A 25393-nucleotide genomic window follows, 5' to 3' on the forward strand; every position below is an offset into this window, starting at 1 on the left:
GGTAACTCATGCGTACGACTTATATGGCAAAAGCAAACGAAGTTGAACGTAAATGGTACGTAGTGGATGCTGAAGGCAAGACCCTTGGGCGCCTCGCTTCTGAAGTGGCATCCATTTTACGCGGCAAACATAAACCGGTTTTCACACCGCACGTGGATACGGGCGACCATGTGATCATCCTGAATGCTTCTAAAGTAGAATTGACAGGCAAAAAACTGGAAGACAAAATTTACTACCGCCACAGCCAGTTTGCAGGCGGTTTGAAACAGCGCACAGCAGGCGAAATGCGTGCGAACTATCCGGAAAAAATGCTGGAACTTGCTATTAAAGGCATGCTTCCGAAAGGTTCCCTTGGACGCCAGATGTTTAAAAAGTTGCATGTGTATGCTGGCGCAGAGCATCCGCATGAAGCACAAAAACCGGAAGTTTACGAACTTCGCGGATAATTTTAAAAGGAGGGCATTATTTTGGCACAAGTACAATACGCCGGGACCGGACGCCGCAAAAGTTCTGTTGCACGTGTCCGCTTAGTTCCTGGAAACGGCAATATTACGGTTAACGGGCGCGATGTAAAAGATTACATTCCGTTCGAAGCTTTAGTTGAAGTGATTAAACAACCATTGAATATAACAGAAACAAACGGCAGCTACGATGTTCTCGTAAACGTAAGAGGCGGCGGTTTCACAGGCCAAGCTGGCGCAATCCGCCACGGTATTGCCCGCGCATTGCTGCAGGCTGATCCTGAATATCGTGCAGTGTTAAAACGCGCAGGCCTTCTGACACGTGACGCCCGTATGAAAGAACGGAAGAAATACGGTCTCAAAGGCGCTCGTCGTGCACCTCAGTTCTCGAAACGTTAAATTATTGGCATTTCAAAGGCTCTCTTCACTTATGTGGGGAGGGTCTTTTTTATGTCCAAAAAAAACCCGCTAGCACCCTTCATTTGCTGTTGCAGGAAGACGAAACGGAGCTGAGGCAGAAAATCGAATCGTTTATTGACCCGGCACTGCAAACGAGCCACAACCATACAAGCCTTGATGATTTTATGCAGTGTGAAGACATCGCTGAGGATGTAAAGGCATTATACTTGCTTGCCCTTGAAGGAACAACATCGCAGGAAGTTTTTCAGTCCGGAGCCTATCATGAGCGTGTCGAGAAGCGATTTGAAAGAGGACAGCGCGCTCACCCATGATCCGTCAAAATTTGCAAAAAATAAATGCAAAAATAATCTGTTTAATGCTAAAATAAATATTACGGAAGTATTCCAATTGTTTTTATAGGAAAAATGTAAACGAGTGGAGGAAATTGGAACATGGCTTTTTCAACGAGCATCCCGCACGGCGGTATATTGGTAAACCGGGAAAACCACAGTGCGGAAGCTTTAAAACAGGCAGAACAATTACCGGCATTAACCGTTTCCGACTGGAGCATCTCCGACTTGGAGCTGATCGGCATCGGCGGCTTCAGCCCGCTGACCGGGTTTATGGGGAAGCAGGATTATGAAACGGTTGTGGAAAATATGCGGCTTTCAAACGGCCTTATCTGGAGTATTCCGATCACGCTTCCCGTAACAGAAGAGGAAGCGGAAAGGTTTGATACCGGCGAAACGCTCGCATTAAAAGGCGTAGACGGCGTAATCTATGGCACGCTCACACTGGAAGAAAAGTATACAGTGGATAAAGAACGGGAAGCAAGGCTCGTTTACGGGACAACCGACCCGGCGCACCCCGGCGTTAAACGCTTATATGAAAACGGGGATGTATATCTTGCAGGGCCGGTTACGCTTTTAAACCGCCCGAATCATGACGAGTTTGCCGCTTATTATAAAGATCCGAAAGAAACAAGGGCATTGTTTGCATCCCTCGGCTGGAAAACGATTGTCGGCTTCCAGACGCGCAACCCGGTCCACCGCGCCCATGAATACATTCAGAAAAGCGCGCTTGAAATCGTTGACGGGCTGCTTTTAAACCCGCTTGTCGGCGAGACAAAAAGCGATGATATTCCGGCGGATATCCGGATGGAAAGTTACGAAGTGATTTTGAAACATTATTATCCAAAAGACCGTGTGCGCCTTGTTATTTACCCTGCCGCCATGCGCTATGCAGGCCCGCGGGAAGCAATCCTGCATGCGCTCGTCCGTAAAAATTACGGCTGCACCCATTTCATTGTCGGCCGGGACCATGCCGGCGTCGGCGATTATTATGGGACGTATGAAGCACAGGAACTGATCAGCACTGTGGAGCAGGAACTGGGCATTACCATTTTAAAATTTGAGCATGCGTTTTACTGCACGAAATGCGGCAATATGGCCACAACGAAAACCTGTCCGCACGGAAAAGAAGACCATATTCATTTGAGCGGGACAAAAGTGCGCGAAATGCTGCGCGCCGGCCAAAAACCGCCGAAAGAATTTTCCCGGCCGGAAGTGGCAGAAGTGCTGATCAAAGGGATGAAAGTGCACAATTAAACGTCCGCAAATCATAAGGAGGGAACCGGCCGCATGGCGAAAGCAACCAATATCACATGGCATGAAACCCAAATTAAAAAAGAAGACCGCCGGAGGTTAAACGGGCACTCTAGCGCAGTCCTCTGGTTTACCGGGTTATCCGGTGCGGGGAAATCAACGCTGTCCGTCGCCGTTGAACAGGAACTCCACAGGCGGGGGATCCGCACGTATATCCTCGATGGCGATAATATCCGCCACGGGTTGAATAAAAATCTCGGGTTTTCCCCGGAAGACCGGAAAGAAAATATCCGCCGCATCGGAGAGGTGTCAAAACTGTTCGTGGATGCCGGCGTAATGGTGCTGACGGCATTCATTTCACCGTACCGTGCTGACAGGGACATGGTGCGCGAACTGGTCGAAGGCAATGAATTCGTAGAGATTTACGTGAATTGCCCGCTGGAAGCATGTGAACAGCGGGACCCGAAAGGCTTATACAAAAAAGCCCGCAATGGGGAAATACAAAATTTTACCGGCATAGATGCCCCTTATGAAGCCCCGGAACATCCGGAACTTGTCGTGGAAACCCATAAACAGCCGCTGGAACAGGCTGTCGGGCAGGTAATCCGCTTTTTGGAAGAAAAAGGGTACATCGAAAAGCAGCCGGTTTTATAAACGGCAAACGTGCAGCAGGTGCAAAACCTTGCTGCACGTTTTTCTACATAGGTATGTAAGATTATGCAACAAAATGCTGGAAATATGCAAAATCCTGTTTTCATCCGGAATTTTTTGTGCTATGGTATGGACGTTGTGATTTATTTTAACCAGATGCGTATGATAGATAAATGGAGATGAACATACGATGGCAACACAAAAATCCGGCCTGAAACGGCGTTTAAAGGCACGGCATCTGACCATGATATCACTCGGCGGCTCGATCGGGACCGGGCTTTTTCTCGGAAGCGGCGCCGCAATTTACCAGGCTGGCCCGGGGGGAGCACTGCTTGCCTATTTGGTTATCGGTGTGATGGTCTATTTTATTATGACAAGCCTCGGGGAACTGGCTTCATTTATGCCGACAAGCGGGGCATTCAGTACGTATGCAACCCGCTTTATTGATCCGGCGCTCGGTTTTGCGCTCGGCTGGAATTATTGGTACAGCTGGGCCATTTGTCTTGCAGCGGAACTGTCGGCATCGACGCTGGTCATGAAATTTTGGTTTCCGCACAGCCCCAGCTGGTTGTGGAGCGGCCTGTTTTTGCTCGTGATTTTTCTTTTGAACATTTTGTCCGTGAGAGGCTATGGCGAAGGAGAGTACTGGTTTTCCTTTGTCAAAGTGGCGACCATTATCCTTTTTATTGTTACCGGCTTATGCATGATATTTGGCATATTGGGCGGGGCACCGGCCGGCTTTAAAAACTTTACAATCGGGGATGCGCCTTTCCACGGCGGTGCGCTTGCCGTGCTTGGCGTGTTCATTACAGCCGGATTTTCATTCCAGGGGACGGAAATTGTCGGCGTTGCAGCTGGGGAAAGCGAGAATCCGCGCAAAAACGTCCCGAAAGCAATCAAAAGCATTTTCTGGCGCATTTTGTTGTTTTATGTCCTTGCAATTCTTGTCATCGGGCTGATTATCCCTTATACGACAAAAAGTTTGCAAAGTACGGATGTAATGGTGAGCCCGTTTACACTTGTCTTTAAAAAAGCGGGGCTTGCGTTTGCTGCATCCCTAATGAATGCGGTCATTTTAACGGCTGTGCTGTCGGCGGGAAACTCGAGCCTGTATGCTTCAACAAGGATTTTGTATGCAATGGCCCATGAAGGCCAGGCGCCGAAGTTTTTCGGCAAACTGAACAAACGCGGCGTGCCGGTCGCAGCCCTTGTTGCCACGACCATTGTCGGCGCGCTTGCATTTCTCGCATCCGCATTCGGGGACGGCGCCATTTATATTTGGCTGTTGAATGCAGCGGGCGTCACGGGCTTTATTTTCTGGCTCGGGATTGCCGCCAGCCATTACCGTTTCCGGAAAGCGTATCTCGCACAGGGACGTTCACTTGACGACCTCCCTTACCATGCGAAATGGTACCCGTTCGGCCCGATTTTTGCGCTGATTGTCGGCGTGATCGTCATTCTTGCGCAGGATTATCAGGCATTCCTCGGCGGTCGTATCGACTGGATGAGCGCCATTGCCGCGTATCTCGGCATCCCGCTTTTTGCCATCATTTGGCTCGGCTACAAGCTCGTAAAGCGGACAAAAGTCATCCCGCTTGAGGCATGCCGGATTGATGACCGGGGATTTGACCAGGAGCCGGAGCATACTGAAAAAAAGGATGCGTGCCCCTGAGCGGTGTGTTGGCTTAAAGCGCGCGCCCATGTTGCGATATCGGTTCCTTGTTTGGAAATCATTATAAAGTATCGACGCCTCTACACCCGCGTACAATACCGGTAAGGAGTGGGTAGAGATGAATGAAGTCATTACCACCCTGTCTGCGAAAAGACGGGAGAGGCAAATGAAAGCGGAACGCAATTTGCTCCGCGAACTGCCGGTTGAAGTGCTGAAGAAAAGCTTCCAGTCCCATTTCGGTTCGTTCCGGATCAACGGGGGAGCGTGGATGGAGCAGGGGATCGAAGAAGGGTGTTACGATGTCGCCATTGAAGCCTATTTATTGGGCGGCCATTATAGCCGGTTCGGGTATTACGGAGAGCCAGCCGAGCAGGCAAAGAAACGGTGCGAAACCGAATTAAAGCATATTACAGATACGCTGTACAATTTTTGGCTTTATTGGACATTCGGCAATGATACGATGCAGGAGTCCATTTCCTATACATGCGAGCAGTTTGCCGACTACTTTTGGTCTTACGGCTTTAAAAAAGGCGAACAAAGGCGGAAACTGCGGCTTCATTAGGGGATGCCCGTTTGCGGCTCTCTTTTTTCCAGTTCTATTTTCCTCCCTTGTCCCATAACTTTTCAGTAAGGACAGGGAGAGGGAGATTGTGATGAAACGGAAAATCAAAATTGCGGGGTTTCTGCTTGGTGTCACCCTTTTATTTTTACTTGTGCAGTTTGAGTTTTTCCAAAAAGATACGTGGCGCCCGTGGAATCTGCCGCTTTCCGGGAAAATCATCTATTTGGATCCGGGGCACGGGGGGCCGGATGGCGGGGCAACGGGAGATGAAGTGCTGGAAAAAGATGTTGCCTTGAGTGTGGCGAGCAAAATCAAAGACTATCTTCAGCAGCAGGGGGCGCTTGTTATTATGACGCGCGAAACGGACACAGACCTTGCTGATAACGAGACAAAGGGCTACAGCCGCCGCAAAGTGGAGGATTTAAGAAAAAGGCTTTCCCTGATTAACGCGTCGGAAGCGGACCTTTTTATCAGCATCCATCTGAACGCTATTCCGCAATCGCAGTGGCACGGCGCCCAGACTTTTTACGCCCCGACCATGATTGAAAATAAAAGGATCGCCACGTTTATCCAGGCGGAGCTGGTCCGGAATCTCGAAAATACAAACCGGGCTTCCAAAACATTATCCAATGTGTATTTGCTGAAGCATGCGAAAAAACCGGGCTGCCTTGTGGAAATCGGGTTTTTGTCCAATCCCGGGGAGCGGGAGCAATTAAAATCCGATGCGTACCAGACAAAGGTGGCGGCTTCTATTTATGAAGGGATTATGCGCTACTTTACAAAAGAAAAGGACTTAAAGAAATGACAAGCATCCGGAGCCGTTCCAGCGCAAAACACTGCCATTGTATGGTATACTGGAATCAAGCTGGAAACGACTTCATTTTAAGGATGGTGTAGAAAATGTTGACGGAACAACAGGTTTACGACGTGTTAAAAGGGTTTGAAGATCCTTTTTTACATAAAACGCTGGAAGAAACAAAAGGGATCCTCGAAATCAAAATCAAAGAAGAGATCCAGCATGTCAGTGTCAAAGTGGCGATTGCCAAAACCGGCACAAGCGAACAGCTGCAGCTGCAGATGGCCATTGTGAAAGCATTGAAGGGGATCGGCGCGAACACAGTCGGCATCCGCTTCGGCGAACTGCCGAAAGAGACGCTCGGCCGGTTCCGCGATTTGTTGCAGGAAGACAACAAAAATCCGCTCGGCTCCGCCAAAACGGAATTCATCGCCATTGCAAGCGGCAAGGGCGGCGTTGGGAAATCGACCGTTTCCGTCAATTTGGCGGTTGCACTCGCCCGCCTCGGGAAAAAGGTCGGCCTGATTGATGCCGATATTTACGGGTTCAGCGTGCCGGACATGATGGGCATTATGCAGCGTCCAGTTGTCCGCGGCGAAAGAATTATCCCGGTGGAACGGTTCGGGGTCAAGGTCATTTCGATGGGCTTTTTTGTAGAAGACAATGCGCCGGTTATCTGGCGCGGGCCGATGCTTGGCAAAATGCTGAACAATTTCTTCCATGAAGTGGAATGGGGCGACCTCGATTATTTGCTGCTGGACTTGCCGCCGGGCACCGGGGATGTGGCGCTCGATATCCATTCGATGCTGCCGCGCTGCAATGAGATTATCGTGACGACCCCGCATCCGACTGCGGCTTTTGTTGCGGCAAGGGCCGGCGCGATGGCACTCCGGACGGAACACAATTTGCTCGGTGTCATTGAAAATATGGCTTATTTTGAAAGCAAGGTGACCGGCGAACGCGAGTATGTATTTGGCCGCGGCGGCGGGGAAAAACTTGCCGAAGAATTGCGGACCGAAGTGCTCGGCCAGCTCCCGCTCCAGCAGCCGGACTGGAATGAACATGATTTCGCGCCGTCCATTTATGCTGAAGACCACCGGCTCGGGCAGATTTACAGGGAGATTGCCCAAAAGATTGTGGACAAATTGAAAAAGTGAAGCTTTCCTTTCGCGAAAAACCCGCAGTTTTGAAGCAGCCGGAAACAGAGGAGGAATTTTCGGCGGAGCATCCACTTCGTGAAAAGCCCGCCCCTCCGCAAGGCTGCCGAAAAAAGACGGCAAGACACTTCTCTTGTGAGTGCCTTGCCGTCTTTTTCATAATGAAAGGAAAACAGGCGGCCTCTGTCCCCATAGGAATGGAAGCGGCATTTGGAAAGGTGTGTCCAATTGGGCTGGCCGTGTGTTTTGTCTCAATAGGGGATCCAATGAACGCCCATGCCGCAGAACAGCGGCACCAGCAGAAGAATGAAAACCAGCCGGCGTATATTTTCAGGATAGACAAAAGATCGGTGTCGGCGGTGTGTTTTGTCCCGATAGGATGGCTAATTGGACAAAAGAGCAAGCGGGGCAGGTTGAGATGTCCGTCATAACCGGGATGAAGGACAAAAGGCAGCGAGCTGCAGGTTGAAATGTCCTTCATAAGCGGGATGAAGGACAAAAGGTTGCGAGTTGCAGGTTGAAATGTCCTTCATAAGCGGGATGAAGGACAAAAGGTTGCGAGTTGCAGGTTGAAATGTCCTTCATAAGCGGGATGAAGGACAAAAGGCAGCGAGCCGCAGGTTGAAATGTCCTTCATAAGCGGGATGAAGGACAAAAGAGCAGGCAGGGCGGGTTGAGATGTCCAATTAGGCCCTGCTAAATGGACAAACGGCCGCCACTGGTTCCAACTTTATTTTTTCCATGATAAGAAAATGCGGCGGAACCCGCCCCGCCGCTACTTTTTCTCATTCATTGCTTTGGCTGCCTTCAGTAAACTGTCTTCCATTTTCGCTTTAAAAGCCGGGTCATTAAACGTATCAATGACAACACCCTGCATGGTTTTCCGCATTTCTTTGCTTTTTAGCATCGTTTGTACTTCTTTTTCGTAAGCCGGGTCTTTTAAAATATCGATCATCATCGCCTGGTAATCCGGATCCTTCATCAAACTTTTCAACAGCGCTTTGTTTTCGGTTTTCATGCTGTCTGCAACCGCGGCGGCAAATTTCGGATCCTGCATGGCCTCTCTCCAAAAAGTCTTGCCTTTATCGGAAGTTAATGTTTGTTCGATCGCTTCTTTCATGTACGCCTTGTCAATGACCAAATTCTTTTTCATTCCATCGCTTGTGATCACGTCCTGCAGCGCTTTTTTTCCTTCATCGGTTTTCAATATGTCAATGACCATTTTTTTCGTCTGGTTATAATCCGCTTGCCCGCCTGTTGAAGCCTCGCCCGAGCAGGCTGTAAGGGCAGCGCAAAGGCTGATCAGGAGCAAAACGGTTCTTGGTTTCATGCTTTTGGCTCCCTTCTTCATTCTATCTTTAATATGTGAAGTTCTTTTCGGATTATGCGCCCGGCGGGGAGGCTTAAAAGCAGTGGAAGTTTTTCCCGCTAAGGCCGGCGTGCAGGTCTGCAAAAACCGGCTTCATCGTGCGTATTGGTAAAACGGTACATTTGGGAAAAGCCGGCGTGATGTGCTGGATTTTTCTAATTATTCTCTGTTACAATAGAGGTACTTTAATGGCAAAGGGGGATGGGGATTGACAAGCCGGAACTGGGTTCGTTTCTTTTTTGCCGCTCTTGCAATCGGAGGGGTGTCAGCCGGGATTCTCGGGTTTTTCGTACGCTGGCCGGAAATGGCACCTTATTTTGCGCGGGCGGATCTTTTATCCATCGCCGGCGCGTTTTTCTGGTTTGCGGGGTTGGGCTTGATTTTCAGTCTTGTCAGCCAGGTCGGTTTCTTCGCCTGGTTAACCGTGCACCAGCTCGGGCTTGATATTTTCCGTTCGCGGCTTGTTTGGCAGGCCGTTCAGCTCGTAGCAGCCTGTTATGTACTGTTCGATTTTGTGTACTTCCGCGCGGATACCCGCCAGTCCTTGCTGTTTGCGGCACTGATCCTTGTGTCCGCGCTCGCGGCGGCAGCTGCTAAGACAAAGCAGGCGAAAAGTGCAAGGACTTTTATTCCTGCCTTCTTTTTCATGGTGGCAGTGACCATTCTCGAATGGGTGCCGTCTTTGCGTGCCAATAGCATAACCTCGCTTTATCTTATGCTTTTCCCGCTTCTCATCTGCAATGCTTATCAGCTGCTTGCGCTTCCGTATTTTTTAAAGCGCTCCCAAAGGGAAAAGGAGGAAAAGGTAGCATTGCGCAAGATCTCAGAAGAAAAGACGGCAAATTAAAACCGGAACCTGATTGGGTATCCGGTTTTTGCCGTGCTTTCTCGTTCCTCTGCCAATTGGACAGTAAACGCATAAATAAAATTTTCCCAGCTGGAGTACAATATACACGATACAGTGGGAACGCTTCCAATGCTGGCGGCCCATGAAAAAAGAGTCCATGGTTTTTGCTCCATACGACCCAGGGCGCCTGATGATTCCATTTTCGCAGCCGGAGCGATTTTTCCGGCAAGGATTCCTGCTGCCATGGCCGCTATTTTGATTATTTTCGAAACCAGTCGGCCCCTTTGTCCATATGGAGGAAGGGAATATCCGTATCCACTTCGCCGGTGATCTTTTCAATGGGCAAGTCTTCTCCTGACAGCCATTTATCAAAGTCGATTTTCACCGGTTCGCAGTCCCCGCCTAAAGCGAACCAGGCTTCCATTTGCTTCGGCAGGTAAGCGGAAGTATGAATCGTGCCTGCCCAGCTGCTGTATAATTCTGAAAAAACGCCTTTTTCCCGGCTGTTTAATAATTGAAACGCATCCCGGGCGCTGGACAGATGCCCTTTTTCCTGTTCCAAAATGGCGGTTCTGCGCATCGAATCGTTGAGATGATGCCGGTTTTCTTTGCCGAGGGTTTCAAAATGATTGGTGCAAGTGTTTCCGTTCCGCACGGCGACCGCGCGCGGAGATGCTTCGACAATCCGGTTTTCCCCGCTTTTATCGTAAACTACATAGCTGAATGAATGGCGGTGCGGAATTTCTTTTAATAGGGCAACGGCTTCGTCAATATTTGCGCATGATTCCAATAGCAGCCTGCCAATCATGCAGCAAATAAACCCGTCGCCGGGACTTTTTCGATGGATAAACGTATAGCCGATGGCGAGCCCTTTTTCATTCATGCCGTCCATCCGTCCGGTGACGCGCTGGCTCGGCCCGGCAATCGCGTATCCCTGATCGCTTGGCTGGTACAGGACATAGCGGCCTTCATAGGTTTTTGGATGGTAATCATAGTTGCGGATAAGATAGCCATCGCCTGTTAAAATCGAGCAGCCTGATTTTGCACAGTCCACCCGGTAGCCGCCAAATTCCTGCAAAACTCTTTCCATCGGCCATTCCAGCGCTTCTTGCAATCCGCGCAACTCTTCCCAGATTCCGGGTGCAAAGCGGGTGATGGCGTCTTTCGTTTCGTTCAGGTCGATGACAAACCGCGGTTTTCTGACTTTCCATTGATTGTCGCGGTTTTGGACAGAAAGTGATTCTTTTAATGCAAGCCCCTGCATATAACCGAATTTTTCATGTGATCCACGAAATTGGACCACCGTGCTGAAAATTTGCTTCATCTTTCAATTCACCTGCAAACCCATTGGGATCATATTCACACCATTCATTTTAACACATTCTGTTTCTTTCCTTCCCCAAGCGGGTCAGCCGCAACGATTTTCAGTTCCATTATCATATTTTCCTGCATGGCATTTGAAAATCAAGAATGACCTGTTTGGCGCCGTTTTCAAGCGGGTTGCAGAAACGGCTGACCGTGTAAAATTCCACCCAGTAGAAATGTTCATAGTCAAGTGTATAGCCGTTTTTTTGTACCATGTCGGAAATGAGGATAAATGCGTTGCTGATGATATCGTCAAGGTTCTTTGCGCCAATCTGTGCTTTTGCAATGGTTCCGCCTTTGATGATTTTCCCCGTCATGCCTTCAGGGACCGGGGTTCCTGTTTTAAAATACTTGCCGATGATATACGTTTCGCCAAGCCCGGAGTCGTTTGCAAAATCGGTCATATAACCGAGGCCGATGCAGTCTTCCATGCCTACGCTGTATTCATGAAGTTCATGAAGCTTTTTGTCAAATCCCCGTTCCCAAAAAACTTCCCACAGGTCGCTGGTGGTGACGCCAAAATCTTGATTGCTGATGCCGATCAGGAGCACGTCTTCTGCCGTCATGTATTCGATTTTTACCAGTTCTGCCATCATTCTTCTTCCTTTCATCACGTAATAGGTGTCATTGTCTTTAAAGGAAAGCGGCGGAAAAGCTTTTTCTTGATAAATGTCACCGGTAATCATGGCAGGCGGCACTGAAAATTGTTCCTTGAACGCCCTTGAAAAGGCGGAACTGCTCTCATAGCCGCACTCCATTGCTGTTTCTGTTACATTTTTCCTTTTAGAAAGCAGCATCTCAGCCGCCAGCGTGAGTTTTCGTTTGCGTACATATCCAGCCAATGAAATATTGCAGATATACGTAAAAATGCGTTGGTAAAGCCCCAAAGGAATCCCCGTAATTTTTGCGATTTTTTCATAATCTGGATGCATGATATCTGCTTCAAGCATATCAATGACCTGCTGTGTTTTATCCAGAATTTCCATTGTAACGCCCCCTTCCCCTTTCATTATGCAATACAATCGCGCAAACCCGCTTTACATTTTTTGTACAACTTTTGTTGGCCCGTATGGAACCAGATTGGCTACAATTGCTTCTAACATATCATCTTCAAAGGAATTCCAGGAAATTACTATATATTTAAATGATTCTGTGATTTAAGGAGAGAACGGCGCATCAGTAATGATAAAGGTTGAAGTGAAAAGCGGGCTTTCTAATATTCCCAATTTCACTGGAAATCTGTACATGGTGGATATTTTACTTGTATTCTATTAATCGATGTCTATATAAATTTTTAGAACCCAACTTTTTTACTATGCTTGACAAATTGTTGAATGATTTTTAAATAATCTCTTCCTTTATTATAATATGGATAGTCAGAAATGTATACAGCAATGAAGCTGGCTGTATACGCGGTGGAGAAGGAAAGAAATCTTTCCCTCCATCGCCATATCCCAGCAATCCGCAGCAGAAAGCATTATCAGCCATGGTACGGTGGGCAGAAACAAAGGCTCCCGATTCAGCGTTGCCATCCAACCTGTCCGGGAGCCCTGGCCTTTAAGGAATCACTTTCGTTTCTGCTTTTCCGTTTGCAATCATTTCGGAAACGGTCACAAATTTTCCTTTATCCGACAAGTGACGGATGATTTGCGGCAGGGCTTTGTTCGTCTGCTTTGCGGCATCAGAAGCGTGCAGCAGGACAATATCCCCGTTTTCGGCTGTGCTTGCTTTTTCAATAATTTTTGCGGTGCCCGGGTTTTTCCAGTCATCGGTGTTGACGCTCCAGTGAACCATTGTAAGCCCCTGTTGGTCAGCGATTTTTAGTGACGTTTTGTCAAAATGGCCGGTCGGGGAACGCAAAAGTTTTACATCCTTTATTTCAAGTTTTTTAAACACTTCTTGTGCCTTCTGCATATCATGCCGCACTTTAGCCGGTTCTTCATCCGTGTAATCCACATAGGCATAACCGAGGCTTCCGATCTCATATCCGGCTTTTTCAATCCTATTCACAATATCCGGGTGCTGTTCCGCCCACGCGCCTGACAGGAAAAAGGTTGCGGACTTTACGCCGTTTTTCTGCAACGTTTTCAAGATAGGGACGGCTTTTTCATCGCCCCAGCCAATATTAAAAGTTAACGCAATGCCGTTTTCTCCTTTAAAAACGGCTTTCGGGGTGCCTTTTGCTGAAAAAGTTGCCGTCTGCGCCAGCGTTTGGGTATAGATCAATAAGGCAGTAAAAAACGAGACAATGACAATGAAAAGATACGGTTTCCAGTTTCGCGATTTCGTATGGTGCATGATTCAACCTCCCGTTAAAAACTGCACTTGTCTTATTGTATGCGCCATTTTTTCAGGATTATGCAAGGAAAAGTGCTGTGATATTTCCCTTAAATTTGGTAAAAATAGACGCACCATGAACAGAAAGGGTGCATGCGGGTGTTAGGTCTTGTCGTCCATGAAAAAGAGCTGCTGGAAATGCAGTATTTGTTGAAAAGAGAAATGGAAGAAATTTTACTTGACCTGAATGATGAGCGGATTGAGCGGGTCATCAAAAGGGCCATGAAAGAACGGTACCGAATTCTTTTTAAGCTCCTGACAAAAGTCGCGCCCCAAAGCGAATATGCCCAGTTCGCCGTGTCCTATAGGCGGGAAATGAAACAGTAAAGAGCGGAGGCAGCCGCTCTTTTTTTACGGCTTTTTGGAAAAGAAGAAGCGGAGAGCGTTTAGGAAAAAAGGAAATTACGGACCTGGACCGGAAAAAATGGACGCGATTATCCCAGCCGCCCGAATGAGCCGCTCCTCTTTTGATCACGCTTTCACAAAAAGTCAATAGGCCGGGAAGAATATTTTTCCAGAAAAATGATTTGTCAAATAATATTCGACAGTTTTTAACCGAATTGTCACACAGCTCCTATCTGTACCATAAAAAGATTAAATATAATATAAGTGTAATGAAAAAGTAACGGAAATATGGAAGAGGAGGGGATTTTGGGAAATGAGTGAAGTCATATTGGCACGGACCCAGTTTGCAACTACAACCTTGTTCCACTTCATTTTCGTGCCGCTTTCAATCGGATTGGCATTTATTGTCGCTGTCATGCAAACGCTTTACCTGGTGAAAAAGAAAGAAATTTACAAGAAAATGACGAAGTTTTGGGGAACCTTTTTCCTCATCAACTTCGCAGTCGGGGTGGTGACCGGGATTATCCAGGAATTCCAATTCGGGATGAACTGGTCGGCCTACTCGAGGTTCGTCGGGGACGTATTCGGCGCACCGCTTGCGATTGAAGCGCTGCTTGCGTTCTTTATGGAGTCGACTTTCATCGGCCTGTGGATTTTCGGTTGGGACAGACTCCCGAAAAAACTGCATCTGGCCTGCATCTGGCTCGTCTCGATCGGAACCATGCTGTCGGCGCTCTGGATTATGGCCGCAAACTCATTTATGCAAAACCCGGTCGGCTATACAATTCACAATGGCCGCGCCGAAATGAACAATTTTGCCGCCGTGCTGTTGAACCAAAAATTGCAGGTGGCTTACCCGCACATTATTTTCGGCAGCCTTGCCACCGGTGCGTTTTTCATCGCCGGTGTTTCGGCCTGGAATTTGATCAGGAAAAAAGATGTGGCCTTTTTCAAACGGTCTGTTGCCATCGCACTTATCGTCGGTCTTCTCAGCGGGCTCGGCCTTGCCTTTTCCGGGCACAGCCAGGCACGTTATCTTATTAATGTCCAGCCGATGAAAATGGCTGCTGCGGAAGGAATCTGGAAAAACACCGGGGACCCTGCGCCATGGACACTGTTTAGCATCATTGATACGAAAAATAAAAAGTCGGAATACAAGGTGCAAATTCCGTACTTGCTGAGCTACTTATCCTATGGCAAGTTTTCCGGATCCGTCAAAGGGATGAACGAGCTGCAAAAAGAATACGCGCAAAAATACGGGGAAGGCAATTATATTCCGCCTGTAAAAACAACGTTCTGGAGCTTCCGGATCATGGTTGCCACTGGCGGCATTATGATCCTGATGAGTTTGATCGGCCTGTACCTTGTCTGGAAGAAAAAAATCGAAAACAGCATGCGTTACTTGAAATGGCTGTTCCCTTGCATGTTTATCCCGACGATCGGCAACTCGTTCGGCTGGGTTATGTCTGAAATGGGCCGGCAGCCATGGGTGGTAAACGGCCTGATGAAAACGAGTGCGGGCGTTTCGCCGAATGTTTCGGCCGGCGAGCTGCTGTTTTCACTGATTGCTTTCTCGATTGTGTATACGCTGCTTGCCGTGGCGATGGCTTACCTGTTTATCCGCGTCATTAAACAGGGCCCGCAGGCAAAACCGATAGAAGACATTACTGCATCGGATCCTTTCAATACAAGGAGGTTTGTATAATGCAGTTAAATGAATTATGGTTTGTGCTTGTTTGTGTGTTATTTGTCGGATTTGTATTTCTGGAAGGTTTTGATTTCGGGGTCGGGATGAGCACAAAATTCCTTGCCAAAAATGAGACGGAAAAACGGGTGCTCATTAACACGATCGGGCCGTTCTGGGATGCCAATGAAGTATGGCTCCTGACAGCGGGCGGCGCCATGTTTGCCGCTTTCCCGAACTGGTATGCCACGCTTTTTAGCGGCTATTACCTTGCCTTTGTCGTCCTGCTGCTTGCGCTCATTGCCAGAGGGGTTGCCTTTGAATTCCGCGGCAAGCTCCAGGCAAGCAAATGGAAAGGCATTTGGGACTGGGCCATTTTGCTTGGAAGCCTCCTGCCGCCGTTTTTGCTCGGCGCCCTGTTTTCCGGGATGATCAAGGGGCTTCCGATTGACCGCTCGATGACGATGCATGCCGGATTTTTCGACATCGTCAACCTTTACACGATCGTCGGCGGGCTGGCCTTTGTCGCCCTTGTCTATCTGCATGGCCTGATGTTTATCCGTTTAAAAACGGACGGCGAAATCCGTGAACGTGCCGGAAAAGCAGCGATGAAAATGTATATGGCTGCTGGCGCCGTCGTTGTCCTGTTTGCCATATTAACTGCTGTTTTTACAGATGCGTTTGTGAAACGGGGCGCCATTTTAATTCCAGTCTATGCCGTTGCCATTGTGCTTTATCTGGGACTGTATCCGCTCTTGCGGAATAAAAAAGAAGGATTGAGTTTTGCCGTAACCGGGTTGATTTTAATTCTTGTAACCGTCTCGTTTTTCGTTGCGCTTTTCCCGAACGTGCTGATCAGTTCCATGGGGGCGGCGAACAACCTGACGCTCTATAAAGCATCGTCAAGCCCGTATTCGTTAAAAGTCATGACGATTGTCGCATGCACGATGGTGCCGGTCGTGCTCGCTTACACAATTTGGAGTTACTATGTCTTCCGGAAACGGGTTACACCGCATGAATTGCATTATTAAAAAAGTTCAGGGGGCGGGGGTTAAAGATTGCCGCCCGCTGCCCACCCGGGGAGCGGATTTCGGGCAAACCGGGTGTTTTCTTTTTCATCCGGCACCGTTTGAATGGGTGCGGAGAAAACGCAGATTGTAGTATGAATCCGGCACAATCGCCCCGTGCAGGTGGAAAAAGATGCCGGTGAACGAATCAAAAAAGCCCTGCGTATGGCGGAACGGCCGGCCATACCGGAGAGGAGCTGGTGCGGATGGATAAACATCTGATGCAGTATAAAGGCAGCTTGAAAACTTTTATCATTGCCGGATGCCTGACGATGGTCCAATCGGTTGCCATTATCGTGCAGGCGGCATACCTGGCAAAAGCGATTGTCCATTTATATAAAGGGGTGCCGTGGCAGGAAACAGCGGCCGAATTTGGCATCTTTTTCGCCGCCCATCTCATCCGCCACTTTTTGCAGTGGGCAAAGTCGCGGGTTGCGTTCCGGTTTGCCAGCCGCACGTCCCTCCATTACCAAAACCTGCTCGTTGAAAAGCTGTTCCGCATCGGGCCGCGCGCCATCAGCAGGCATGGCACAGGCAATCTGGTGACGCTTTGCCTTGAGGGCATTCCAGAGTTCCGTACTTATTTGGAACTTTTTATTCCGCGCTTTATCGCGTGCCTGACGATCCCGGCTGTTCTCCTTGTGTATGTTTTTTCACAGGACGTTGAAACTGGGATTACGCTGCTCGTTGTCATGCCGATTTTAATCGGGTTTTTGATTCTGCTCGGGCTTGCCGCGCAAAAGCAGAAAGAAGCAAGGTGGGAAACGTACCAGCTGCTTTCCCGCCATTTCGTGGACTCGTTAAGGGGGCTTGTGACGCTAAAGTTTTTGGGGCGGAGCAAAAGCCATAAAGAAGCCATTTGGGAAGTCAGCAACAAGTACCGGATTGCCACAAACCGGACGCTCAGGATTGCTTTTTTATCGTCGTTCTCCCTGGATTTTTTCGCGACTTTGTCCGTGGCGGTCGTGGCCGTGGAACTTGGGCTCCGGCTGATTAACGGGCAAATCGGATTTGAACCGGCCCTTGCGCTTTTAATTCTTGCACCGGAGTACTTTATGCCCGTCCGCGATCTCGGCAGCGATTACCATGCCACGATGGACGGGAAAGAAGCGGGCGAGAAGATCCACCGCCTGCTTGCCGAAAAAGAAGACTTTGGAACCGGGCTTTCTTTTCCCGTCCCGGTTTGGAACGAACACAGCACATTAACAGTGGAAGGGCTTGAAAAACAGTCGCCGGAAGAAAACCGGGCGATTTTGCAGGATGTCACATTTACCGCCCGCGGGTTTCAAAAAATTGGCGTGATCGGAATCTCCGGTTCGGGCAAATCGACGCTTATTGACCTGTTATCCGGGTTCTCCATGCCGGATGGCGGGCGGATCAGGATTGACGGCCTGGAAGTTCCGCATTTGTCCTTTTCCGAATGGCAAAAGCAGGTGAACTACATTCCGCAGCATCCGTATATTTTTTCGGGGACCGTACGGGAAAATATTGCCTGGTATGCGCCGGATGCGCCGCTTGAAAAAATCGAGGAAGCGGTCCGGACGGCGGGGCTTTCCGGCCTCATCGCCGGCTTTCCGGGAGGGCTCGATGAAAAAATTGGCCAGGGCGGACGGGCGCTAAGCGGCGGTGAGGAACAGCGGATTGCGCTCGCGCGGGCATTGCTGGATACGCGGCCGGTTATGCTTTTGGATGAGCCGACTGCGCATCTCGATATCGAAACGGAACAAGAAATTAAACAGCTGATGCTCCCGCTTTTTGAACAGAAACTTGTCTTTTTTGCCACCCACCGCCTGCACTGGGTAAAAGAAATGGACTTGATTTTGGTGATGGATGGCGGCAGGCTTAGAGAAGCGGGCACATATGAAGAACTGTACCGGAAAAAAGGCGCCTTTTACGAACTTGTCGAGGCGCAGCGGGGAGGGGCAGAACATGGCATACTTCAAGCGGTATATTAAACCGTATATCCGCCAGTACCGGTGGCTGATGGCAGCTACTGTCCTGCTTGGCATTGTTGCTTTTCTTGCTTCATCGATGCTCACCTTTACGTCCGGCTATTTGATCACAAGGGCGTCGGAAATGCCGGCGACAATTCTTTTGATTTATGTGCCGATCGTCGGCGTCCGCGCTTTCGGGATCGCGCGGCCGGTCGCCCGTTATTTTGAGCGGCTTAGCGGGCATAATACGGTGTTGAAGATTCTTGCTGATATGCGCGTCAAACTGTATGAAATGCTCGAACCGCAGGCGCTGTTTATCCGCTCCCGTTTTCAGGCGGGGGATCTGCTCGGCACGCTTGCCGATGACATCGAGCACTTGCAGGACGCTTATATCCGCACCATTTTTCCTGTTGTAACGGCGCTGTTTTTGTTTTTATATTCCGTTTGCACGCTGGCTGCATTTGACTTTCTGTTTGCGTTGTGGATTGCCATATTAATGGGGATCATCCTGTTTGTTTACCCGCTTTTATCCTTATATTTCATGAAAAAACGGCAAATCGCGCTGAAAGAAACACAGAGCCGGCTGTACCGGAGCGTCACGGATACTTTATTCGGCATCCGCGACTGGATCATCAGCGGAAAGAAAGAACGGTTCTTCCGGCAGTTTTATGAAGACAGCCGGAAGAGTCATGAAATAGAAAGAAAGATGTCTTTTTGGAACCATAACCGGAACTTTCAGCTGCAGGTCATCTCGGGCATCATTTTAATATTTGCCGGCATCTGGGCAGGGCATGCCGCAATGCACGGCGATATCGCCCCGACCTATATTGCGTCTTTTACGCTTGTAACCCTTCCGATTCTGGAAGGCATTATCCCGGCATCCGCGGCGGTGGAAAAGATTCCGGCATACAAAGAATCCCTGCAACGGATTGACACGATCCGGCAACATGTCCCGGATAAAAGCAGTCCCAGTGCAGTTCCGGGAGAGAAAGCGGAGATCCGTTTGGAACACGTCTTTTACTATTATGAAAACGAACCGGCCGCAGCTTTGAACGATGTGTCACTCACCATTCCCCACGGGCAGAAGATTGCCGTGCTTGGCAAAAGCGGGGCAGGCAAATCGACGCTTCTCCATCTGCTGATCGGGGCGCTGCAGCCTGCTTCAGGGACCGTTTCCATCGGCGGGCATGCCCCGGCAGCATACGGCGAAGGGATTCACCAGCTGGTCAGCGTTTTGAACCAGAAACCTTATTTGTTCGCGACAACAGTCGAAAATAACGTTGCCCTCGGACGCCCCGGCGCCACACCCGTAGAAATCGAGGAGGCCATCCGGCAAGTCAAACTTGACCGGTACCTCCACTCCCTTCCAAATGGGATCCATACCCAAATGGAGGAAACCGGCCAGCGTTTTTCGGGAGGCGAGCGGCAAAGAATCGCCCTCGCGCGGATCCTGCTGCAAAATACGCCTGTGGTCATTTTGGATGAACCGACTGTCGGGCTTGACCCCCTGATAGAAAAAGACCTGCTCGATACGATGTTTGAAGTTTTAAAGGATAAAACGGTGATTTTCATTACCCACCATCTGGCCGGTATGGAAAAAATGGATCAGATCGTCTTTTTGGATGAAGGAAAAATCGCCATGCAGGGCACACACGTGGCATTAATGGAAAACCATGCGCGTTACCGCAAACTTTATCAAATGGACCGCGGGGGCGCTTGACCAGCCCCCGCTTTTTCCAGTGCCGCTGTTGCATCATGGGCGCCTGCAGTGAATTTGCCGATGATTTTCATTATTGCCCGTGCCGGGAAAGAAGCATCTAAGGGCCGATTGCAAAAAAATAGACACAAATTATGAAAACGTTTCCATTGATTTCTTCTTTGCGAACCATTACACTGAAAATGAACCGAATTTGGAAAGGGTGGTGCCAGTCCAAACATTTGATTTCACAGGAAAATTGGCAATCGTGACCAGCGGCGGAGGAGAAATCCGCTACGAAGCATAACGGTAACAAGCTAAATCCGGATTCCCTCCATAAGCTAAAAAATATAGAATAAAAATACACAAAGACTGTTGACATGGATTTGCTATCTTGGTATATTAGTAAATGTCGCTGCTTCACATGAGGCATGGCAGATAAAAAAGTGTTGACAACGCACTTTATACTTGATATAATGTAAAAGTCGCTGTTATGAAGAAACAGCAAAGATTGTTCCTTGAAAACTGGACAAAACGAAACGTCAAATTCTTTTTGAGCTTTTATCAAACATCTTTACTGAGAGTTTGATCCTGGCTCAGGACGAACGCTGGCGGCGTGCCTAATACATGCAAGTCGTGCGGACCTTTTAAAAGCTTGCTTTTAAAAGGTTAGCGGCGGACGGGTGAGTAACACGTGGGCAACCTGCCTGTAAGACTGGGATAACGCCGGGAAACCGGGGCTAATACCGGATAGTTTTTTCCTCCGCATGGAGGAAAAAGGAAAGGCGGCTTCGGCTGCCACTTACAGATGGGCCCGCGGCGCATTAGCTAGTTGGCGGGGTAACGGCCCACCAAGGCAACGATGCGTAGCCGACCTGAGAGGGTGATCGGCCACATTGGGACTGAGACACGGCCCAAACTCCTACGGGAGGCAGCAGTAGGGAATCTTCCGCAATGGACGAAAGTCTGACGGAGCAACGCCGCGTGAGTGAAGAAGGCCTTCGGGTCGTAAAACTCTGTTGCCGGGGAAGAACAAGTGCCGTTCGAACAGGGCGGCGCCTTGACGGTACCCGGCCAGAAAGCCACGGCTAACTACGTGCCAGCAGCCGCGGTAATACGTAGGTGGCAAGCGTTGTCCGGAATTATTGGGCGTAAAGCGCGCGCAGGCGGCTTCTTAAGTCTGATGTGAAATCTTGCGGCTCAACCGCAAGCGGTCATTGGAAACTGGGAGGCTTGAGTGCAGAAGAGGAGAGTGGAATTCCACGTGTAGCGGTGAAATGCGTAGAGATGTGGAGGAACACCAGTGGCGAAGGCGGCTCTCTGGTCTGTAACTGACGCTGAGGCGCGAAAGCGTGGGGAGCAAACAGGATTAGATACCCTGGTAGTCCACGCCGTAAACGATGAGTGCTAAGTGTTAGAGGGTTTCCGCCCTTTAGTGCTGCAGCTAACGCATTAAGCACTCCGCCTGGGGAGTACGGCCGCAAGGCTGAAACTCAAAGGAATTGACGGGGGCCCGCACAAGCGGTGGAGCATGTGGTTTAATTCGAAGCAACGCGAAGAACCTTACCAGGTCTTGACATCCTCTGACCTCCCTGGAGACAGGGCCTTCCCCTTCGGGGGACAGAGTGACAGGTGGTGCATGGTTGTCGTCAGCTCGTGTCGTGAGATGTTGGGTTAAGTCCCGCAACGAGCGCAACCCTTGACCTTAGTTGCCAGCATTGAGTTGGGCACTCTAAGGTGACTGCCGGTGACAAACCGGAGGAAGGTGGGGATGACGTCAAATCATCATGCCCCTTATGACCTGGGCTACACACGTGCTACAATGGATGGTACAAAGGGCTGCGAGACCGCGAGGTTAAGCCAATCCCAGAAAACCATTCCCAGTTCGGATTGCAGGCTGCAACCCGCCTGCATGAAGCCGGAATCGCTAGTAATCGCGGATCAGCATGCCGCGGTGAATACGTTCCCGGGCCTTGTACACACCGCCCGTCACACCACGAGAGTTTGTAACACCCGAAGTCGGTGAGGTAACCTTTACGGAGCCAGCCGCCGAAGGTGGGACAGATGATTGGGGTGAAGTCGTAACAAGGTAGCCGTATCGGAAGGTGCGGCTGGATCACCTCCTTTCTAAGGGGAAAAGCGTAGGGCGCTCGTTCATCGGCGTACGGATTTCGAAGTCTTCGACTGAGATAAAGGAAACACGATGAGCCTTAAAGGCGAATCGATGCCCGCTTATCGTAGGGAGAAGACGTAGAAATACGCTAGCCGATAGCGCCCGGAGCTAGACATAAAAGGAAAACCTTCGGTTTTCCGAAATTAAGTTTGGCGTTTTCGTTTTGTTCAGTTTTGAAGGTCCAATCCTTCAGTATGTGTTCTTTGAAAACCGGATAGGAGAAATAAACCAAGTAAACCGAGAATCGCTTATTTTTGGATTTAAACCTTTTATGGTTAAGTTAGAAAGGGCGCACGGCGGATGCCTTGGCACTAGGAGCCGATGAAGGACGGTACAAACACCGATATGCTCCGGGGAGCTGTACGTAAGCTTTGATCCGGAGATTTCCGAATGGGGAAACCCCCTGTCTTTAATCGGACAGGATTCCTGCCTGAATCCATAGGGCAGGAAGGGCACACCCGGGGAACTGAAACATCTCAGTACCCGGAGGAAGAGAAAGCAATTGCGATTTCCCAAGTAGCGGCGAGCGAACAGGAAACAGCCCAAACCGGAAGGCTTGCCTTCCGGGGTTGTAGGACACTCATATGGGAGTTACAAAAGAACGGGGTAAGTGAAGCGGCCTGGAAAGGCCTGCCGGAGAAGGTAAAAGCCCTGTAACTGAAACTTCGTTCTCTCCCGAGTGGATCCTGAGTACGGCGGGACACGAGGAATCCCGCCGGAATCCGGGAGGACCATCTCCCAAGGCTAAATACTCCCTAGTGACCGATAGTGAACCAGTACCGTGAGGGAAAGGTGAAAAGCACCCCGGGAGGGGAGTGAAAGAGATCCTGAAACCGTGTGCCTACAAGTAGTCAGAGCCCGTTAACGGGTGATGGCGTGCCTTTTGTAGAATGAACCGGCGAGTTACGGTCTCATGCAAGGTTAAGCTGAAGAAGCGGAGCCGCAGCGAAAGCGAGTCTGAACAGGGCGAAAGAGTATGAGGCCGCAGACCCGAAACCAGGTGATCTACCCATGTCCAGGGTGAAGGCAAGGTAACACTTGCTGGAGGCCCGAACCCACGCACGTTGAAAAGTGCGGGGATGAGGTGTGGGTAGCGGAGAAATTCCAATCGAACTTGGAGATAGCTGGTTCTCTCCGAAATAGCTTTAGGGCTAGCCTCAAGCGGAGAGTTTTGGAGGTAGAGCACTGTTTGGACGAGGGGCCCTCATCGGGTTACCGAATTCAGACAAACTCCGAATGCCAAAAACTTATGCTTGGGAGTCAGACTGTGAGTGATAAGATCCATGGTCGAAAGGGAAACAGCCCAGACCGCCAGCTAAGGTCCCAAAGTATACGTTAAGTGGAAAAGGATGTGGCGTTGCTTAGACAACCAGGATGTTGGCTTAGAAGCAGCCATCATTCAAAGAGTGCGTAATAGCTCACTGGTCGAGTGACGCTGCGCCGAAAATGTACCGGGGCTAAACGTATCACCGAAGCTGCGGATGGACACCGTTTGGTGTCCGTGGTAGGAGAGCGTTCTAAGGGCGTTGAAGCCGGACCGGAAGGACCGGTGGAGCGCTTAGAAGTGAGAATGCCGGTATGAGTAGCGAAAGAAGGGTGAGAATCCCTTCCACCGAATGCCTAAGGTTTCCTGAGGAAGGCTCGTCCGCTCAGGGTTAGTCGGGGCCTAAGCCGAGGCCGAAAGGCGTAGGCGATGGACAACAGGTTGATATTCCTGTACCGCCTCTTCACCGTTTGAACGATGGGGGGACGCAGGAGGATAGGGCAAGCGCGACACTGGTTGATCGCGTCCAAGCAGTTAGGCCGGTGCGGAGGCAAATCCTTCGCGCCAAGGCGGAGCTGTGATGGCGAGGGAAATTAAAGTACCGAAGTTCCTGATTCCACACTGCCAAGAAAAGCCTCTAGTGAGGTGAAAGGCGCCCGTACCGCAAACCGACACAGGTAGGCGAGGAGAGAATCCTAAGGTGAGCGAGAGAACTCTCGTTAAGGAACTCGGCAAAATGACCCCGTAACTTCGGGAGAAGGGGTGCTTTTTGGGGTGTATGCCCCGGGAAGCCGCAGTGAATAGGCCCAGGCGACTGTTTAGCAAAAACACAGGTCTCTGCGAAGCCGCAAGGCGAAGTATAGGGGCTGACACCTGCCCGGTGCTGGAAGGTTAAGGAGAGGGGTTAGCCGCAAGGCGAAGCTCTGAACTGAAGCCCCAGTAAACGGCGGCCGTAACTATAACGGTCCTAAGGTAGCGAAATTCCTTGTCAGGTAAGTTCTGACCCGCACGAAAGGTGTAACGATCTGGGCACTGTCTCAACGAGAGACTCGGTGAAATTATAGTACCTGTGAAGATGCAGGTTACCCGCGACAGGACGGAAAGACCCCATGGAGCTTTACTGCAGCCTGATATTGAATTTTGGTACAGCTTGTACAGGATAGGTAGGAGCCTTGGAAACCGGAGCGCCAGCTTCGGCGGAGGCATCGGTGGGATACTACCCTGGCTGTATTGAAATTCTAACCCGCACCCCTTACCGGGGTGGGAGACAGTGTCAGGCAGGCAGTTTGACTGGGGCGGTCGCCTCCTAAAAGGTAACGGAGGCGCCCAAAGGTTCCCTCAGAATGGTTGGAAATCATTCGCAGAGTGTAAAGGCATAAGGGAGCTTGACTGCGAGACTTACAAGTCGGGCAGGGACGAAAGTCGGGCTTAGTGATCCGGTGGTTCCGCATGGAAGGGCCATCGCTCAACGGATAAAAGCTACCCTGGGGATAACAGGCTGATCTCCCCCAAGAGTCCACATCGACGGGGAGGTTTGGCACCTCGATGTCGGCTCATCGCATCCTGGGGCTGTAGTCGGTCCCAAGGGTTGGGCTGTTCGCCCATTAAAGCGGTACGCGAGCTGGGTTCAGAACGTCGTGAGACAGTTCGGTCCCTATCCGTCGCGGGCGCAGGAAATTTGAGAGGAGCTGTCCTTAGTACGAGAGGACCGGGATGGACGCACCGCTGGTGTACCAGTTGTCTTGCCAAAGGCATCGCTGGGTAGCTATGTGCGGAAGGGATAAGTGCTGAAAGCATCTAAGCATGAAGCCCCCCTCAAGATGAGATTTCCCACAGTTTAACTGGTAAGATCCCTGAAAGATGATCAGGTTGATAGGTCCGGGGTGGAAGCGCGGCGACGCGTGCAGCTGACGGATACTAATCGATCGAGGACTTAACCAAATAGAAAAGCGGAGGTGCCTTACCAAAGGCACTGGCGCTGAACCATTTTCAAAGTTAGAAACGCATTCT

At 50.0% G+C, this 25393-nt stretch carries 18 protein-coding genes and 2 rRNA genes; 16 read left to right on the top strand and 4 right to left on the bottom strand.

What is annotated here, in order from left to right; genetic code table 11:
• Positions 1-8 precede the first annotated feature (8 nt).
• From rplM to NSQ19_RS00885, 8 genes are all read left to right on the top strand, one after another.
• Entirely contained in the window at positions 9-446 is a 438-nt protein-coding gene (rplM, locus tag NSQ19_RS00850) for a 50S ribosomal protein L13 (RefSeq protein ID WP_013858110.1), read from the top strand.
• 21 nt (positions 447-467) lie between these two features.
• Positions 468-860, top strand: a complete 393-nt coding sequence (rpsI, locus tag NSQ19_RS00855; protein ID WP_013858111.1) for a 30S ribosomal protein S9 — start codon at positions 468-470, stop codon at positions 858-860.
• 452 nt (positions 861-1312) lie between these two features.
• A complete protein-coding gene (gene sat / locus NSQ19_RS00860; RefSeq protein ID WP_327077236.1) occupies positions 1313-2467 on the top strand; it encodes a sulfate adenylyltransferase in 1155 nt (384 codons plus the stop codon).
• 33 nt (positions 2468-2500) lie between these two features.
• Positions 2501-3118: an adenylyl-sulfate kinase gene (gene cysC, locus NSQ19_RS00865; RefSeq protein WP_340702176.1), complete on the top strand. Its 618-nt coding sequence runs from the start codon at positions 2501-2503 to the stop codon at positions 3116-3118.
• 187 nt (positions 3119-3305) lie between these two features.
• The gene (locus NSQ19_RS00870) at positions 3306-4787 is read left to right on the top strand and encodes an amino acid permease (protein ID WP_340702177.1); all 1482 of its coding nucleotides are present in this window, start codon (positions 3306-3308) and stop codon (positions 4785-4787) included.
• A gap of 118 nt (positions 4788-4905) precedes the next feature.
• Entirely contained in the window at positions 4906-5349 is a 444-nt protein-coding gene (locus NSQ19_RS00875) for a YbaK family protein (protein ID WP_340702178.1), read from the top strand.
• A gap of 91 nt (positions 5350-5440) precedes the next feature.
• The gene (gene cwlD, locus NSQ19_RS00880; RefSeq protein WP_340702179.1) at positions 5441-6154 is read left to right on the top strand and encodes an N-acetylmuramoyl-L-alanine amidase CwlD; all 714 of its coding nucleotides are present in this window, start codon (positions 5441-5443) and stop codon (positions 6152-6154) included.
• Between the two features lie 95 nt (positions 6155-6249).
• Positions 6250-7302: an Mrp/NBP35 family ATP-binding protein gene (locus tag NSQ19_RS00885; RefSeq protein ID WP_013858116.1), complete on the top strand. Its 1053-nt coding sequence runs from the start codon at positions 6250-6252 to the stop codon at positions 7300-7302.
• Positions 7303-8077: 775 nt separating this feature from the next.
• Here the strand turns inward: NSQ19_RS00885 and gerD are convergent.
• Entirely contained in the window at positions 8078-8632 is a 555-nt protein-coding gene (gene gerD, locus NSQ19_RS00890; RefSeq protein ID WP_061566922.1) for a spore germination lipoprotein GerD, read from the bottom strand.
• A 247-nt stretch (positions 8633-8879) separates the two neighbouring features.
• Between gerD and NSQ19_RS00895 the strand changes: the two genes are divergently transcribed.
• Positions 8880-9518, top strand: a complete 639-nt coding sequence (locus tag NSQ19_RS00895) for a KinB-signaling pathway activation protein (protein ID WP_019722040.1) — start codon at positions 8880-8882, stop codon at positions 9516-9518.
• A 259-nt stretch (positions 9519-9777) separates the two neighbouring features.
• Here the strand turns inward: NSQ19_RS00895 and NSQ19_RS00900 are convergent, their stop codons facing one another.
• From NSQ19_RS00900 to NSQ19_RS00910, 3 genes are all read right to left on the bottom strand, one after another.
• Positions 9778-10842, bottom strand: coding sequence for a C45 family peptidase (locus NSQ19_RS00900; RefSeq protein WP_327077246.1), 1065 nt, complete (start codon positions 10840-10842; stop codon positions 9778-9780).
• A gap of 112 nt (positions 10843-10954) precedes the next feature.
• Positions 10955-11869 carry a helix-turn-helix domain-containing protein gene (locus NSQ19_RS00905; protein ID WP_019722038.1) on the bottom strand — a complete coding sequence of 305 codons (915 nt, stop codon included), beginning with the start codon at positions 11867-11869 and terminating at the stop codon, positions 10955-10957.
• Positions 11870-12440: 571 nt separating this feature from the next.
• A complete protein-coding gene (locus NSQ19_RS00910) occupies positions 12441-13181 on the bottom strand; it encodes a polysaccharide deacetylase family protein (protein ID WP_013858122.1) in 741 nt (246 codons plus the stop codon).
• A gap of 138 nt (positions 13182-13319) precedes the next feature.
• Here NSQ19_RS00910 and NSQ19_RS00915 point away from each other — a divergent pair, with 138 nt between their 5' ends.
• The 7 genes from NSQ19_RS00915 (at position 13320) to NSQ19_RS00945 (ending at position 25324) form a co-directional block, all read left to right on the top strand.
• Positions 13320-13547 carry a hypothetical protein gene (locus tag NSQ19_RS00915; protein ID WP_019722035.1) on the top strand — a complete coding sequence of 76 codons (228 nt, stop codon included), beginning with the start codon at positions 13320-13322 and terminating at the stop codon, positions 13545-13547.
• Between the two features lie 331 nt (positions 13548-13878).
• Positions 13879-15270, top strand: coding sequence for a cytochrome ubiquinol oxidase subunit I (locus NSQ19_RS00920; protein WP_029142969.1), 1392 nt, complete (start codon positions 13879-13881; stop codon positions 15268-15270).
• Entirely contained in the window at positions 15270-16280 is a 1011-nt protein-coding gene (gene cydB / locus NSQ19_RS00925) for a cytochrome d ubiquinol oxidase subunit II (RefSeq protein ID WP_013858125.1), read from the top strand. Before NSQ19_RS00920 ends, cydB begins: the two co-directional genes overlap by 1 nt.
• Positions 16281-16522: 242 nt before the next feature.
• On the top strand, positions 16523-18271 hold the full coding sequence (gene cydD, locus NSQ19_RS00930; protein WP_029142970.1) for a thiol reductant ABC exporter subunit CydD: 1749 nt from the start codon (positions 16523-16525) through the stop codon (positions 18269-18271).
• Positions 18246-19970: a thiol reductant ABC exporter subunit CydC gene (gene cydC, locus NSQ19_RS00935; RefSeq protein WP_019722032.1), complete on the top strand. Its 1725-nt coding sequence runs from the start codon at positions 18246-18248 to the stop codon at positions 19968-19970. Before cydD ends, cydC begins: the two co-directional genes overlap by 26 nt.
• A 549-nt stretch (positions 19971-20519) precedes the next feature.
• Positions 20520-22073 (top strand): 16S ribosomal RNA (locus NSQ19_RS00940).
• Between the two features lie 319 nt (positions 22074-22392).
• Positions 22393-25324, top strand: a 23S ribosomal RNA gene (locus tag NSQ19_RS00945).
• The 16S and 23S rRNA genes sit together here, the layout of an rRNA operon.
• The last annotated feature ends 69 nt before the right edge of the window (positions 25325-25393 follow it).

The organism is Weizmannia sp. FSL W8-1119 (assembly GCF_038008605.1).
Lineage (GTDB): Bacteria > Bacillota > Bacilli > Bacillales > Bacillaceae_C > Weizmannia > Weizmannia coagulans.